Source organism: Plantactinospora mayteni (genome assembly GCF_016862935.1).
GTDB classification, from domain to species: domain Bacteria; phylum Actinomycetota; class Actinomycetes; order Mycobacteriales; family Micromonosporaceae; genus Plantactinospora; species Plantactinospora mayteni.
In genome coordinates this window covers 98,708-113,245 of the sequence record NZ_BONX01000045.1, presented here as the reverse complement: position 1 = coordinate 113,245, position 14,538 = coordinate 98,708, and the positions used below count along the sequence as shown (strand labels likewise).

Below are 14,538 nucleotides of genomic sequence, written 5' to 3'. Positions count from 1 at the left end.
GATCGCCGGCCCCGGGCCGGATGTCGTCCGCGAGCGCTCCCGCAACTCGAAACGCAATCACATATCTGGGCGCGGGGTCGTCCGGACTGCAAGCATTCAGTCGGCAATCCAACCAATTGACTCCGCCGCCAGGTTCCGGCGTGTCCCGGACGCCGTTCTCCGGTTGGACCTATAGACAATCCCACACTCCCGATCCTGGTCGGCGGCTGCGGCTGACCAGGCCATCGGGCACGGCCCAAAAGGAGCGATGACGGTGCGCGGAGCGGCGGGCGCGGACGAAAACCTCATTTTCGAGCGTCGAGAATCGGCGGTACGGAGCTACTGCCGCCAATTCGACAGCGTATTCGACACGGCGGAGGGAAGCGTGGTCCGGGACGTCGCCGGCCGCGAGTATCTCGACTTCGTCGCCGGTGCGGGTTCGCTGAACTACGGGCACAACGACCCCGACATGCGGGATGCCCTGATCGCCCACCTGGAACACCATGGGATGTCACACAGCCTCGACCTGTCCAGCTCGACCAAGAGCGCGTTCCTCACCGCGTTCGAGTCGCTCGTGCTGCTGCCCAGGGAACTGGACTACCGGGTGCAGTTCACCGGGCCGACCGGGGCGAACGCCGTCGAGGCGGCACTCAAGCTGGCCCGCAAGGTGACCGGCCGGACCAACGTCGTCGCCTTCACCAACGCCTTCCACGGAGTCTCGCTCGGCGCGCTGGCGGCGACCGGGAACCGACACCACCGGGTCGGTCCGCAGCTTCCGCTGCCCGGGGTGACCCGGATGCCGTACGACGGGTACCAGGGCGCCGGCATCGACACCGCCGACCTGTTGGCGCGGATGCTGGGGGACCCGTCCAGCGGACTGGACGCCCCGGCGGCGATCCTGTTGGAGACGGTGCAGGGCGAGGGCGGCCTGAACGTCGCCTCGGCCGGCTGGTTGCGGCGGATCGCCGAACTGGCCCGGAGCAGCGGTGCGCTGCTGGTGGTCGACGACGTGCAGGCGGGCTGCGGGCGTACCGGCACGTTCTTCAGTTTCGAGCCGTACGGCATCGCCCCGGACCTGGTCGTACTGTCGAAGTCGATCTCCGGGTACGGCCTGCCGATGGCGCTGCTGCTGATCCGGCCCGAGTACGACGTCTGGCAGCCCGGCGAGCACAACGGGACGTTCCGTGGCAACGGGCACGCCTTCGTCACCGCCCAGGTGGCGCTGACGAAGTTCTGGGCCGGTACCGACTTCACCACCGACGTGGCGCGCCGCGCCGACCTGCTCGCGATCCGGCTGGCCGAGGTCGCCGACGCCGTGCCCGGTGCGGTGGTGAAGGGGCGCGGGATGATGCGTGGGGTCGACGTCGGCTCGGGCGAGTTGGCCTCGGCCATCAGCCGGCGCTGCTTCGCCGACGGCCTGATGTTGGAGACCGCCGGCCCGCACGACCAGGTGGTCAAGGTGCTGGCGCCGCTCACCACTCCGGACGAACTGCTGAACCACGGCCTCGACATCCTGCTGGCAGCGACCCGGACCGTCGCAGCGCAGCAGCCCGTCGGATCAGAACAGGTTGTCGGATCGGAACAGGCTGTCGCAGCGCAGCAGCCCGTCGGATCGGAACAGGCCGGACAAGCGAAGCAGGCCGTCGGATCGGAACGGGACGTGCGGGGCTCCTCCGGCCTGGTGCCCGCGTGACCGGGCCGGCCCCGGTGGCGCCGGGTGCCGCTCCCACCGTCGCGCCCCGCACCCCGACCCCGACCACTCGGCCGGACACCGGTCTGGTGCTGACCGCGTCGGGCGTGGACAACCGGGTCCGCTGCCGACCGGGTGAACGCCTGCACCACCTCTTCGAGGAGCGCTGCGACCGGTTCGCCGCCGAGGGCGATCCCGGGCACCCGGCCGTGGACGACGGCGAGCGCCGGCTGACCTTCGCCGAGCTGGACGCCCGGGCCAACCAGTTCGCCCGGCTGCTACTGGCCCGGGGCGTGCTGCCGGGTGACCGGGTCGGGCTGCTCCTGGACCGCTCCGCCTTCGCCTACCTGGCCATGCTCGCGGTGTCCAAGATCCATGCGGTGTACGTCCCGGTGGACGCCAACTTCCCGGCCGACCGGATCGGCTTCGTGGTCGCCGACGCGCGGGTCGGGACGATCGTCACCCTCTCGACCCTGGCCGACCGGCTCGACGGCATCGCCGGCACGGTGATCCGGATCGACACCGACCCGGACCTTGACCGATACCCGAGCCACCGGATCGCGCCGGGCGAATCAGCGTCGCCCGGATCAGCGTCGCCCGAGTCCGCGTCGCCTGGATCCCCGCCGGACGGGCTCGGGCCGGCCGGGTTCGGGGCGGGCGGGCTCGGGGCGGGCTCGGACGAACTGGCGTACATCATCTACACCTCGGGCAGCACCGGTCGGCCCAAGGGCGTCGCCATCGACCAGGCGAACATCTGCAACTTCGTCCGGGTGGCGGTGGAGTGCTACGGACTGCGTCCGGACGACCGGGTCTACCAGGGCATGACGATCGCCTTCGACTTCTCGGTCGAGGAGATCTGGGTGCCGCTGGTCTCCGGCGCGACACTGGTGCCCAGCACCGCGCCCGGGGCGCTGGTCGGCAGCGACCTGGCCGGCTTCCTCGCCCGGCATCGGGTGACCGCGCTCTGCTGCGTACCGACGCTGCTGGCCACGATCGAGGAGGAGTTGCCGGAGCTGCGGTTCGTGCTGGTCTCCGGTGAGGCGTGCCCGGCGCACCTGGTGGACCGGTGGCACCGGCCGGGCCGCACCCTGCTCAACGTCTACGGCCCGACCGAGACGTCGGTCACCGCCACCTGGACCCGACTGGAACCGGACCGGCCGGTGACGATCGGGGTGCCGCTGCCGACGTACTCGGTGGTGATCCTGGCCTCCGACCATCGGGTGCTGCCGGCCGGTCGGACCGGTGAGATCGGCGTCGCCGGGGTCGGCCTCTCCCCGGGGTACGTCAACCGGCCCGACCTGACCGCCCGGGCGTTCATCCTGGACACGTCAGGGATCCCGGACAACCCCTCGGGACGGATCTACCGGACCGGGGACCTCGGCCGGATCACCTCCGACGGGCAGATCGAGTATCTGGGCCGGATCGACAGCCAGGTCAAGGTGCGCGGGTACCGGATCGAGCTGACCGAGATCGAGTCGGTGCTGCTGCGGCTGCCGGAGGTGGCCCAGGCGGCGGTGACGACGTACCAGCCGGAGCCCGGCGTCGTCGAACTCGCCGCCTTCTACACCCGGCGGGCCGGTGCGGCGGCGCTGAACCTGGCGGCGGCGCTGGCCGCGCTGCGGACCCGGCTGCCCGGCTACATGGTCCCGGCCTACCTGGAGGAGTTGCCGGAGCTGCCGACGCTGCCCAGCGACAAGGTGGACCGCAAGAGCCTGCCGGCACCGTCCGGCCCGCGTGCGCTGCCGACGACGCCGCTGGTCGCCCCGGTCGGGTCGACCGAGTCCGTGCTCGCGGACCTCCTCGCCGACCTGCTGCGGGTGGACCGGGTCTCGGTCCGGGACGACTTCTTCACCGACCTGGGCGCCGACTCGCTGGTGATGTCCCGGTACTGCACCCGGCTGCGGGAGCGGCTCCAGGCCGACGTCTCGATCAAGGACGTGTACCTGAATCCGACCGTGCGTGCCCTGGCCACCGTCATCAGGGCGGACACCCCGGAGGCGCCACCCGAACCGTCGCGCCCGGCGCACCGCGTCCCGAGCAACCTGGAATGGTACGGCTGCGCGGTGTTCCAGACCCTCTTCGGCCTGGGGTATCTGGTCCTGCTCGCCGGGGTGGCGCTCGTCGGGTACATCTGGATCACCGACGGAGTCGGCGCGGTCGACGTCGGGCTGCGGTCGACGAGCTTCGGGGTGGCCTGGTTCGTCGTGCTGGCGGTGCTGCCGGTAGCGCTGAAGTGGCTGCTGGTCGGGCGGTGGCGGGCCGGCACCTTTCCGATCTGGGGGCACCGTTATCTCCGGTTCTGGGTCGTCAAGCGGATGATCCGGGCCAGCCCGCTGGTGCTCTTCGTCGGATCGCCGGTCTACAACCTCTACCTGCGCGCGCTGGGCGCGAAGATCGGCCCGGGCGCCCTGCTGCTGTCCCGGTCGGTGCCGGTCTGCACCGACCTGATCGAGATCGGCGCCGGCACGGTCGTGGGTCGGGGCGCGAGCTTCCTCGGCTATCGGGCGGAGGCCGGCTGGATCACCACCGGTCCGGTCCGGCTCGGCCGGGACGTCCAGGTCGGCGAGGGCAGCGTGCTCGACCTCGACACGGTACTCGGCGACGGCGCGCACCTCGGGCACGCCTCGTCGCCCCGTGCCGGGCAGGTGGTACCGGCCGGGGCGCGTTTCCACGGCTCCCCGGCGGTGCCCGGCGGGAGCGGCAACCCGGCGGCGGAACCCCGGCACTGCTCGACGGTGCGCCGGGGCGGGTACGGTGCCGGCCAGCTCCTCGGCCGGGTGGTGGTCGACACCCAGGTGCTGGTCGTACTCGCCGCGCTGGCCTTCGCGCTGGACGTCAGCACGGTCTCCGGCTCGCTGCTGATGTTCGTCGGCAGCGTGCTGCTCGGCGGGCTGCTGGTGCTCGCCGTGCCCCGGCTGGCGAACCTCTTCCTGACCGCCGATCGGGCCTATCCGCTCTACGGCTGGCGGTGGATCTGCTTCCAGACCGTCTCCCGGTTCAGCAACGTCCCGTTCTTCAATCTCCTCTTCGGAGACAGCTCGTACGTCGTCGGCTACCTCCGGGCGATCGGCTGGCGGTTCCGGCAGGTACGGCAGACCGGCTCGAACTTCGGCTGCGGGCAGAAGCACGACACGCCGTTCCTCTGCGAGGTGCGCGGCGGGGTACTGGTCTCCGACGGCCTCTCCATGGGCAACGCCCGGTACTCGCACACCTCGTTCGCGCTGTCCCGGGTCACCATCGGCGCGGAGAACTTCCTCGGCAACCGGATCGTCTTCCCGGCCGGGGCGCGGGTCGGCGACAACTGCCTGCTGGCGACGAAGGTGATGGTGCCGGTCGACGGCCCGGTCCGGTCCGGCGTCGGGCTGCTGGGCTCGCCCCCGTTCGAGATCCCCCGCTCGGTACGCCGGGACGCCGGCTTCGACGACCTGCGGACCGGGGACGAGTTCCGCCGCCGGTTGTACCGGAAGAACCGCTCGAACCTGCGCACCATGGGCTGGTACCTGCTGAGCAACTGGCTGCTCTTCTACCTCTCCATCCAGATCGTGGTACGCGTCGAGGGCATCCACGACGGCGCCCGGCCCAACCTGGTCACGTTCAGCGCCGGGATCCTGCTCGCCCTGCTGCTGATCGTCGGCCACTCCGCCCTGGTGGACTGGCTCTGCCTCGGTTTCCGCCGGCTACGCCCGATGCGCTGCTCGATCTACGACCCCCGGTACTGGCGACACGAGCGGTACTGGAAGCTCGCCGGGCTCGGACACCTCGGCCTGTTCAACGGCACCCCGCTCAAGCCGCTGCTGCTGCGCCTGCACGGCGTACGGGTCGGCCGGCGGGTCTTCGACGACGGCTGCGGGATACCGGAACGGACCCTGGTGCGGATCGGGGACCACTGCACGCTGAGCGAGGGGTCGACGCTGCATTCCCACTCCCTGGAGGACGGGACGTTCAAGACGGACCGGATCCGGCTCGGTCGCGGCTGTTCGGTCGGCACCGGCGCGCTGGTGCACTACGGCGTCGAGGTGGCCGACGGGGTGGTGGTGGCACCCGACTCGTTCGTGATGAAGGGCAGCACCCTGCCGGCCGGAACGGTCTGGCGGGGCAACCCGGCCCGCCAGGTGTCGCTGGTCGACGCCGTCCCGCGCGGCGGTCAGCCGCTGGGGTAGCCGGGACGCGGACCGACCACGGTGGAGAGCGCTGCGGCCGGTCGTCCGGCTCGGAGTCCTGGTCAGAGCACATTGACAGCCGATACCTAACGGTTAAACTTCAACCGTTAGGTATCGGCCGGTACGGGCCCGCGCCACGTCGCCGGCACCGCCGCCAGGGGAGGGGCGACCCATGACCGAGCACGCCGTCCGGACCGCCGCGAGCGGGGCGCCGCCGGACGTACCCGGAAAGGCGCCGGACGTACCCGGAAAGGCGCCGGACGTACCCGGAAAGACCGCGACCGCCGACGGTGGGCGGGTCGCGTTGGCCCCGATCGCCTGGCGACCACTCGGCGCGGTCGCCGGCCTGTTCGCCGCGCTGCTGCTGGCCACTAACGGCGGCTACGGCTACCACCGCGACGAGCTCTACTTCCTGATGCTCCGCCCCGACTGGGGCTACCGGGACCAGCCGCCGCTCACCCCGGCGATCGCCCGGCTGGCCGATGCGCTCTTCGGCGGCTCGCTCTGGGGGCTGCGGGTGCCGGCCACCCTCTCCGTGCTGGCGGCGCTGCTGCTGGCCGCCCTGCTCGCCCGGGAACTCGGCGGCGGCGCGCTCGCCCAGACCCTGGCCGCGTTCGGCCTGGGCAGCGGCTCGGCCACGCTGATCTTCGGACACGTGCTGCTGACCGCCGGCTTCGACGTGGTGGTCTGGCTCGGCATCATCCTCTGTGCGGCCCGGGCACTGCTGCGCGACCAGCCGCGCTGGTGGCTGGCGGCCGGGGCGGTGCTCGGGATCGGGCTCTACAACAAGCTGCTGGTGGTGCTGCTACTGGTCGGGCTCGGCGCCGGGCTGCTGGCCGTGGGGCCGCGCCGGGTCCTGGCCGGTCGCTGGCTCTGGGCGGGCGTCGCGCTCGCCCTGGTGGTCGCCGCGCCCAACCTGGTCTACCAGTTGACCCACGACCTGCCGCAGGCCGACATGGCCGGAGCGATCGCCGAGAACAAGGGCGCCGAGTCGCGGAGCGGCTTCGTTCCCTTCCAGTTCCTGCTGATCGGGCCGCCGCTGGCGGCGGTCTGGCTCGCCGGCCTGGTCGGGCTGCTGCGTCGCCGACAGTGGCGACCGGTACGCGCGCTCGCCGTGGCGTACCTGGTGGTCTGCGTACTGGTGCTGGTGTCGGGCGGTCAGCCCTACTACCCGTACGGGTTGCTCGGTGCGCTTCTCGCCGCCGGGTCCGTGGTGGTGGCCGAATGGCTGGGGCGGGGGCGACGGCGGATCCGCGCGACGGTGGTCGGCACGGCGTACCTGGCCAACGTGGTGGCGAGTGCGGTGATCGCGCTGCCGCTGCTCCCGGTCGGGGTGCTCGGCGACACGCCGGTGCCCGGGATCAACGTCACCGCCGCCGACTCGGTCGGCTGGCCCCGCTACGTCGACCAGGTGGTCCAGGCGTACGACGAGCTTCCGCCCGCCGACCGGGCCGCGGCGGTCGTGCTGACCGCCAACTACGGCGAGGCCGGCGCGCTCACCCGACTCGGCGCCGACCGGCTTCCGGCGATCTACAGTGGACACAACGAACTCGGCTACTACGGCCCGCCACCGGAGTCGGCGACCGTGCTGGTCGGGGTCGGCGTGGGAGAGCCGGCCGAACTTCGCCAGTACTTCGGCGCGTGCCGGCTCGCCGGACGGCTCGACAACGGAGTCGGGGTCGACAACGAGGAGCAGGGCGTACCCATCGTGGTCTGCCACGACCGCCGGCTGACCTGGGCCGAGCTGTGGCCCCGGGTCCGGCACTTCGACTGAGTAGGCGCGTCGAGCCGGCGGCGTCCGGGCGCGGGCGAGGCACGGGACAGTGCCTCGGTGGTCGTTCTGGTTTGATACGGCGGTAGCGGTGCGGAACGCGCCGCACCGCCACCTGTCGGTCGTTCGTCACGAAATCGTCCCGTCCCGAGGGCAACCGATGACCGGCAGGCTGCGTCTTCTTTGATGTCGGTCCGGGATTAGGTCAGTGAGGGGTGCCGGTGCGAAGGCGACTACTGGACCTTTTCCAACCCCCTCTTGCGGTGCGTCGTGACCGCGGGTGGAAGCCGGGGCGGGTGCTCCGCGCTGTCCAGGTTGGAAAAGGTGCACTGCTGCGCTCGTGCGTGCTCGTGTTGCTCGTCGGTGCGGGCGCCGCGTGCAGCGAGTCGGATCCGGAGGCCCAGACCCCCGGTCTGGCGGCCCGGGGCACCACCATGACCACGGCGAAGCCGGCCCGGCAGGATCTCGACAACCGGGTCAGCCTGACCGGCCGGGTCACCATGAACCCCGTCTTCGGCGTGGTGGCCCCGGTCGCCGGGCAGATCCGCTACCGCGACGTCGATCCGCCGGAGGGCACACCGACCAAGCCGACCCGGGTGGCCAGCATCTGGGCCAAGGGCAAGTCCCACCGGCTCGACGTACCGGCCGGGGCCGCCTTCGCCGGTCGGCTGGTGGACGACCGGTCGAACGTCACGGTCGGGATGCCGGTGGTGTCGGCGAAGCGGATCGGTTACGCGCTGGTCGCGGAGATCGACGGCGCGCAGGCGTACCAGATCTCGGACTCGCTGGCGACCGTGCAGGCCCAGATCAAGAACGGCCCCGGGCCGTTCGCCTGCAAGGTCCTCGGCACCATCGCCGCGCTGCCGGCCGGGACGATCCCGGACCCGCCGGCCCCGGAACCGACGACGGACCCGTCCGCCGGCCCCGGGGCGCTCCCAGTCCCGCCGGTCCTCCCGCCACCGGACCGGAGGCAGCCGGTCGAGCCGTCCGAGTCGACCGGCATGCGGCTGGTCTGCACGGCACCGGCCAAGGTGAAACTGATCAACGGTGCCACCGCCACCCTGGAGGTGGTGACCGCCCGGGCCAAGAACGCGCTCGTGCTCCCGGTCGAGGCGGTCGCCGGGGGTCAGGGCAGCGGCAAGGTGGACGTGGTCGGCCCGGACGGCACCCGGCAGACCCGGGACGTGGTACTCGGGCTCAGCGACGGGAAGGTCGTGCAGGTCAAGTCCGGGCTGACCGGTGACGAGACGGTTGCCGTACCCGGCCCCGACCTGCCGCCGGCCAAACCGGCGCCGGGGCAGCCCGGTGGCCCCGCCGACCCGATGGGCGGGAAATGACGGCGCTGCTGGAACTGCACGGCATCACCAAGACGTTGAAGGGACAGCGCACACCCCGGACGATCCTCGACGGTGTCGACCTGACCGTCGAGAGTGGAGAGAGCGTGGCGATCCTCGGCCGGTCCGGCTCCGGCAAGAGCACGCTACTCAGCCTGATCGGCCTCTTCGACCGTCCGGACGGCGGTCGCTACCTGCTCGGCGGCCAGGACATCACCCGGCTCTCCGAACGCCGGGCGGCGGCCCTGCGCAGCGCCGAGTTCGGCTTCGTCTTCCAGCGGTTCTTCCTGCTCAAACACCTCACCGCCGCGCAGAACGTGGCGATGGCCCTGGTCAACGGGCAGGGCTGGCTACCGCGCCGCAAGCGCCGGGCCCGCACCATGGCCGCACTCGACCAGGTCGGCATCGCCCATCTGGCGAAGCACCGGCCGGCCCGGCTCTCCGGCGGCGAACAGCAGCGGGTGGCGGTGGCCCGGGCCCTGGTCCGGGAACCACGCCTGCTGCTGGCCGACGAGCCGACCGGCGCGCTGGACACCGAGACCGGCAACCTGGTGATCGAGGTGATGCGCTCGGCCACCGAACGGGGCTGCGGACTGATCCTGGTCACCCACGACCGGGATCACGCCAACAAGATGCGCCGGGTGCTGCGGCTCGACGACGGGGTGCTCAACCCGGCGACCACCACCCCGGACGAGGCGTGGACGCCGCATTCCGCCGGGATGCAGGCCGCCCCGTCCGGGGCCGGCCCGACGCCGGAGTCCGCCGCTGGCGTGTCCGCCCCGGACGGCGCCGACCCGACTCGGGAAGGGGTGCCCCGGTGATCCGGCTCTCCGGGCGGTTCCGGTCCGCGCTGATCATCGGCATCCAGGGCATCCGGGCCCGCAAGATGCGTACCTTCCTGTCGATGGTGAGCCTCTTCCTCGGCGTACTGGCCGTGGTGGTGGTGCAGGCCGGGGCGGAGACCGTCGAACAGGCCCAGTTGGCCAACCTCGCGGTGCAGGTCGGCAAGGACGGCACCCGACAGGCGTACCTGCCGGGAAGTCCGGAGAGTGTCCGGGTCAGCAACGAGACCCTGGCGAACCGGCCGGACGGGGTCGTCATCGCCACCCGGCAGGCGATCGTCGGTGAGCCGGGAGTCGTCCCGGTCAACCCCGGCGGAACCCCGTTCGACCAGCCCGGCGGCTACGGCGGCCCGGGCGGTCCGATGTACTGCGACCAGTACGGCTGCCGGCCGATCTCGCCTGGCGGCGGTGACGCGGGGACGCCCGTACCCGGTCAGGCGATCGAACTGACCCTGAACACGCTGACCGGCGACATCCGCCAGTTCAAGCCGTTCCGGCAGGTCTCCGGAGAGTGGCTCGAGTTCACCTCGGCGCCGTCCCTGGCACCCCGGCTGGTACTCAACCTCGAGGCGGCGAAGGGCTTCAACCGGCACCAGGTACCGGCCGAGATGCGCATCGACGGGACGACCGCCAACCCGACGCCCCGGATCATCGGCGTGGTCGACGACGGCAGCCCGCAGCCGGTCGCCTACTCCCGGACCGACGAACTGGCGAACTGGATTTCTCCGAACACTGCGGCCAGCGAGTTCGGTCCGGGGCTCCAGGTGATGCTGGCCCCGACGGCCGGTGAACTGGAGCGGTTGCTGATACTGCGGCTCACCGCGACCGGCACGCCGGCGGACCAGATCCACTTCGAGACCATCCAGGCCCGGGAGAACATCGCCCGGGACCTGGCGTTGATCCGCTGGATCTTCCTCGGCATGGCGAGCCTGGTCCTGCTGATCGGGGTCGCCGGGATCCTCAACGTCGGGCTGGCGACCGTGGGGGAGCGGGTCGAGGAGTTCGCGCTGCGCCGGGCGGTCGGCACCTCTCGACTGCTGCTGGCCGGCATCGTACTCGCCGAGACCCTGCTCACCGGCCTGCTCACCGCAACCGCCGCCATCGGGGCGTCCGCGCTCGCCCTGAGTGCGGCCGGCGCCCTCCTCGCCGACCAGGCGCCGTTCCTGGAAGACATGGTGTTCCCGTGGCGCGCGGGAGTCGCGGGTGTCATCGCGGGCCTGGTGGCCGGGTTGCTCGGCGGCCTCATCCCGGCCATCCGGGCCGCCCGCATCCCGATCGCGACCGTCATGCGCGCCTGACGGCGGCCATACCCAGCCCAAAGATATCTTCCGGCCGGCCGCATGTCTGGCGGCCGGCCGGGAACGGCACACGCGCCGGCACCGGGTCACCCGGGCCGGCCGGCGGGACGACTCGGCAGCGAGGGTGGTGGGGATGAGCGCGAAGAGGCGACCGGTGGACGAGGAGCCGGGCGGGCAACTCCAGCCGGACGACGCGGACGGCATTCAGGCAGCCCTGGACGGGCCCGACCGTGGCCCGCAGTCGGTCCAGCCGTGGGGCACCACCGGCGGCACCGAGGACCGGGACGCGCCGTGGGGCGAATCCCGGGACTCGCCGTTGGACGAGGGAAGCGAGGAGACCGGCCTGCCACCCGCGCGACGCGGCGAACGGCGGGCCGACGCGGAGCCGCCCCAACCATGGGCGCAGGGCGCGGGCAAACACGGGTTCGGCCCGGTCGAGCCGACCCGCACGCCGGAAGCGGGACCCGGCGGTGCCCCGTCCGATTTCGGGCCGGGTCGCCCGCTGTTTCCCGACGACACCACGCTCGACGACCTCCGCAACAATCCGCTGGAGGAGGAGACCGGCATGCACTCCGAAGGGGTCAGCCGGCACGAATAGCGCCCCGCCGGCCGGAGGTGCACTCCTGTCGTGGCTCCGACCAGGGGCTATGACGTGGTGCCGGGTTCGGCGAGTGCCAGGGCCTGGCTGGGGCAGATCCGGATCGCCTCGCGTACCCGGCCGATCGTCTCCGCGTCCTCCGGGGTGGTGCTGAGGATGATCACCGTACCGTCGTCGTCGCGCTGGTCGAACACGACGGGATCGGTGAGTACGCACTGGCCTGCGCCGACGCAGCGGTCCAGATCGGCCGTTATCCGCATCGCGTCCCCTACCAGGTGACCGGGAGGGAGTGCAGGCCGTAGACGGTGGAGTCTTCCTTGAAGGACAGTTCGTCGACCGGCCCGGCCAGACTGAGGCCGGGAATGCGGGCGAAGAGGGTGTCGAAGACGATCTGGAGTTCGAGCCGGGCGAGGTTCTGCCCCAGGCACTGGTGGGCACCGAAGCCGAACGCGATGTGGTGCCGGGCGGCGCGTCCGAGGTCGAAGGCGTCGCCGTCGGTGAACGCGGCCGGGTCGCGGTTCGCCGCGTTGGCGAGCGTGACGACGCCCTCGCCGGCGCGGATCAGCACTCCGCCGATCTCGACATCCTGCACGGCGATCCGGGAGGTGACGTATTCGGCGATGGTGAAGTATCGGAGGAGTTCCTCGACGATCTGCGGCGTGACGGCCGGGTCCTCCTTCAGCGCCGCCAGCGCCTCCGGCCGTTCCAGCAGCGTCATCGTGCCGAGGGAGATCATGTTCCCGGTGGTCTCGTGCCCGGCGAGTAGCAGCAGGAACCCGAGACCCGCCAGCTCCTCCTGATCTGCCCCCTTGGCCAGTTGCCGGCTCAGCAGGTCGTCACCCGGGTTCTTCGCCTTCTCCACGATCAGCGCGGCCATGTATTCGCGGATCTCCTTGGCCGCGACGAAGCGCTCCTGGGGCGGGATCGACCGAAGCAGCAGGTTGGCCGAGCGGCTCTGGAAGAAGTCGTGATCGGCGTACGGCACGCCGAGCAGTTCGCAGATGACCAGCGACGGTACCGGCAGGGCCAGCGCCGGAACGAGGTCGGCCGGGCGCGGCCCGGCGAGGACGGCGTCGAGACAGTCGTCGACGATCTGCTGGATGCGCGGGCGCAGCGCGTTCATCCGCTTGATGGTGAACTCGCCGACGACGGCACGGCGGGCCTCGCCGTGCTCCGGCGGGTCGAGCCCGATCAACAGCGGTCGCTCGTCGGCGTCGGGTCGCACCCCCCGGGGTTGCAACGGAAATCCCTCGCGCTGGCGGTTGGCGCTGAACCGGGGGTCGGTGAGCATGGAGCGGATGTCGTCGAGCCGGCTCAGCGCCCATGCCGTCGAGCCGTCCGGAAGGGTCACCCGGGCCACCGGCTCGTCCCGTTGCAGCCGCACGTGTTCGGCGGGTGGCGAATACGGGCAGGTGCGATTCAGGGGAAGTACCGGAGAATCGGTCATCGTGTCCTCTTCCATCTCCAGGGATGATCAAGCAGACGAAGTTCTCCCGCAGGGCCGAGCCTACCGCCATCCCGCGGAGTGAACCTTCTTCAACCTGAACCGCGCGGCGCATGCGCCCCGACTTCCACCTGCGGCCACGGCGGACCGCAAGGGGAGGTTGAAAAAGGTTCAGTCGTCGTGATCCACAGTGGTGCGGCGGCGCCGTCGGTCGGCTCAGCCGGCTCCGGTCATGGTGACGACGATGTTGCCGTACTTGCCGCGCTCCAGGTGGCGGTGCGCCTCCGTGATCCGCTCCAGCGGGTAGCGGTCCGCGATGACCGGCCGGAACGTGCCGGCCTCGGCCAGTTCCCGGACGAGCAGCAGGTCGCGCGACTTCTCCGCCGCCTTCCGCAGCCCGGTGAACGCGATGATCGCCTTCCTCCGGCCGAACGCCGCGGTGCACGGCATCTGGAGCAGCAGGCTCGGCGACGGTACCGGGCTGAGATAGCGGCCGGTCGGGTTGAGTACCCGGCGGCAGCGCCCGAACGAACTGGTACCGGCCACGTCGAAGACGACGTCGTAGGTCTGGCCGGCACGGGTGAAGTCCTCCCGGGTGTAGTCGAGGACCGTGTCGGCGCCGAGGTCGCGTACGAGGTCGAGGTGCGGCGTGCTGCACACCCCGGTGACCCGGGCGCCGAAGTGCCTGCCGAGTTGCACGGCCGCGCTTCCGACACTCCCGGAGGCGCCGTTGACCAGGATCGTCTGGCCGGGGCGCAGCCGGGCCCGGTCGCGCAGGAACGCCAGCGCGGTCCCGTCGACCAGGGCGACCGCCTCGGCGAAGTCGAGATTGGCCGGCTTGGGCGCGAGGGCGCTGTCCTGGTGGACCCGGACGTACTCGGCATGCGCGCCGAAGTCCGGCCCGGTGATGCCGACGACCTCGTCGCCGACGCGCAGCCGGGTCACGCCCGACCCGACCGCCTCGACCACACCGGCGAACTCGGAGCCCAACACTGTCCACTTCGGTCGGCGGAGCCCGAAGAAGAGTCGGGAGAAGGTCGGCGAGCCGGATCGGGCGGTGCCGTCGGTCACGCTGACCGTCGCGGCGTGGACCCGGACGAGTACGTCCTCGGCGCCGGGAACGGGTGTCGGAACCTCCTCGACCCGGACGACATCGGGTGGACCGTACGCACGGTGTACGGCTGCTCTCATGGCTGCTCACCTCCGGGGGCGGGGTACTGGAACACGTCGTCGAGCGGCACCGCGAAGACGTGGGCGATCTGGAACGCCATCTCCAGTGACGGCGAATATCGGCTCTGCTCGATTGCGATGATCGTCTGGCGGGTCACCCCGATCCGCTCGGCGAGTTGGGCCTGCGTCATCTCGCCGGCGGCGAACCGCAGGGCGCGGATCGAGTTGGTGACCCTGGTCGGCTTGACCACG

General features: G+C 71.5%; 11 protein-coding genes. 7 read left to right on the top strand and 4 right to left on the bottom strand.

What is annotated here, in order from left to right; translation table 11 throughout:
* The first annotated feature begins 247 nt into the window (after window positions 1-247).
* The 7 genes from ectB (at window position 248) to Pma05_RS30190 (ending at window position 11,672) form a co-directional block, all read left to right on the top strand.
* Entirely contained in the window at window positions 248-1,672 is a 1,425-nt protein-coding gene (ectB, locus tag Pma05_RS30220; RefSeq protein ID WP_203860887.1) for a diaminobutyrate--2-oxoglutarate transaminase, read from the top strand.
* Complete coding sequence (locus Pma05_RS30215; protein ID WP_203860886.1) at window positions 1,669-5,829, top strand: Pls/PosA family non-ribosomal peptide synthetase; 4,161 nt, start codon at window positions 1,669-1,671, stop codon at window positions 5,827-5,829. The genes ectB and Pma05_RS30215 overlap by 4 nt, the downstream gene beginning before the upstream one ends.
* A 172-nt stretch (window positions 5,830-6,001) precedes the next feature.
* Complete coding sequence (locus Pma05_RS30210; RefSeq protein ID WP_203860885.1) at window positions 6,002-7,603, top strand: glycosyltransferase family 39 protein; 1,602 nt, start codon at window positions 6,002-6,004, stop codon at window positions 7,601-7,603.
* 260 nt (window positions 7,604-7,863) lie between these two features.
* Window positions 7,864-8,937, top strand: coding sequence for an efflux RND transporter periplasmic adaptor subunit (locus Pma05_RS30205; RefSeq protein ID WP_239313373.1), 1,074 nt, complete (start codon window positions 7,864-7,866; stop codon window positions 8,935-8,937).
* On the top strand, window positions 8,934-9,755 hold the full coding sequence (locus Pma05_RS30200) for an ABC transporter ATP-binding protein (RefSeq protein WP_203860884.1): 822 nt from the start codon (window positions 8,934-8,936) through the stop codon (window positions 9,753-9,755). The genes Pma05_RS30205 and Pma05_RS30200 overlap by 4 nt, the downstream gene beginning before the upstream one ends.
* Complete coding sequence (locus Pma05_RS30195) at window positions 9,752-11,074, top strand: ABC transporter permease (protein WP_203860883.1); 1,323 nt, start codon at window positions 9,752-9,754, stop codon at window positions 11,072-11,074. The genes Pma05_RS30200 and Pma05_RS30195 overlap by 4 nt, the downstream gene beginning before the upstream one ends.
* 133 nt (window positions 11,075-11,207) lie before the next feature.
* Complete coding sequence (locus tag Pma05_RS30190) at window positions 11,208-11,672, top strand: hypothetical protein (protein WP_239313370.1); 465 nt, start codon at window positions 11,208-11,210, stop codon at window positions 11,670-11,672.
* A gap of 47 nt (window positions 11,673-11,719) precedes the next feature.
* On the opposite strand, the gene Pma05_RS30185 is transcribed toward Pma05_RS30190, so the two are convergent.
* The 4 genes from Pma05_RS30185 to Pma05_RS30170 all read right to left on the bottom strand — a co-directional run bounded on the left by Pma05_RS30185 (window position 11,720) and on the right by Pma05_RS30170 (window position 14,537).
* Window positions 11,720-11,932: a ferredoxin gene (locus tag Pma05_RS30185; RefSeq protein ID WP_203860882.1), complete on the bottom strand. Its 213-nt coding sequence runs from the start codon at window positions 11,930-11,932 to the stop codon at window positions 11,720-11,722.
* Window positions 11,933-11,940: 8 nt separating this feature from the next.
* Window positions 11,941-13,119, bottom strand: coding sequence for a cytochrome P450 (locus Pma05_RS30180; protein ID WP_203860881.1), 1,179 nt, complete (start codon window positions 13,117-13,119; stop codon window positions 11,941-11,943).
* 213 nt (window positions 13,120-13,332) lie between these two features.
* Window positions 13,333-14,307: an NAD(P)-dependent alcohol dehydrogenase gene (locus tag Pma05_RS30175; RefSeq protein WP_203860880.1), complete on the bottom strand. Its 975-nt coding sequence runs from the start codon at window positions 14,305-14,307 to the stop codon at window positions 13,333-13,335.
* Window positions 14,304-14,537: a helix-turn-helix transcriptional regulator gene (locus tag Pma05_RS30170; RefSeq protein WP_203860879.1), complete on the bottom strand. Its 234-nt coding sequence runs from the start codon at window positions 14,535-14,537 to the stop codon at window positions 14,304-14,306. Before Pma05_RS30170 ends, Pma05_RS30175 begins: the two co-directional genes overlap by 4 nt.
* Window position 14,538: the final 1 nt, after the last annotated feature.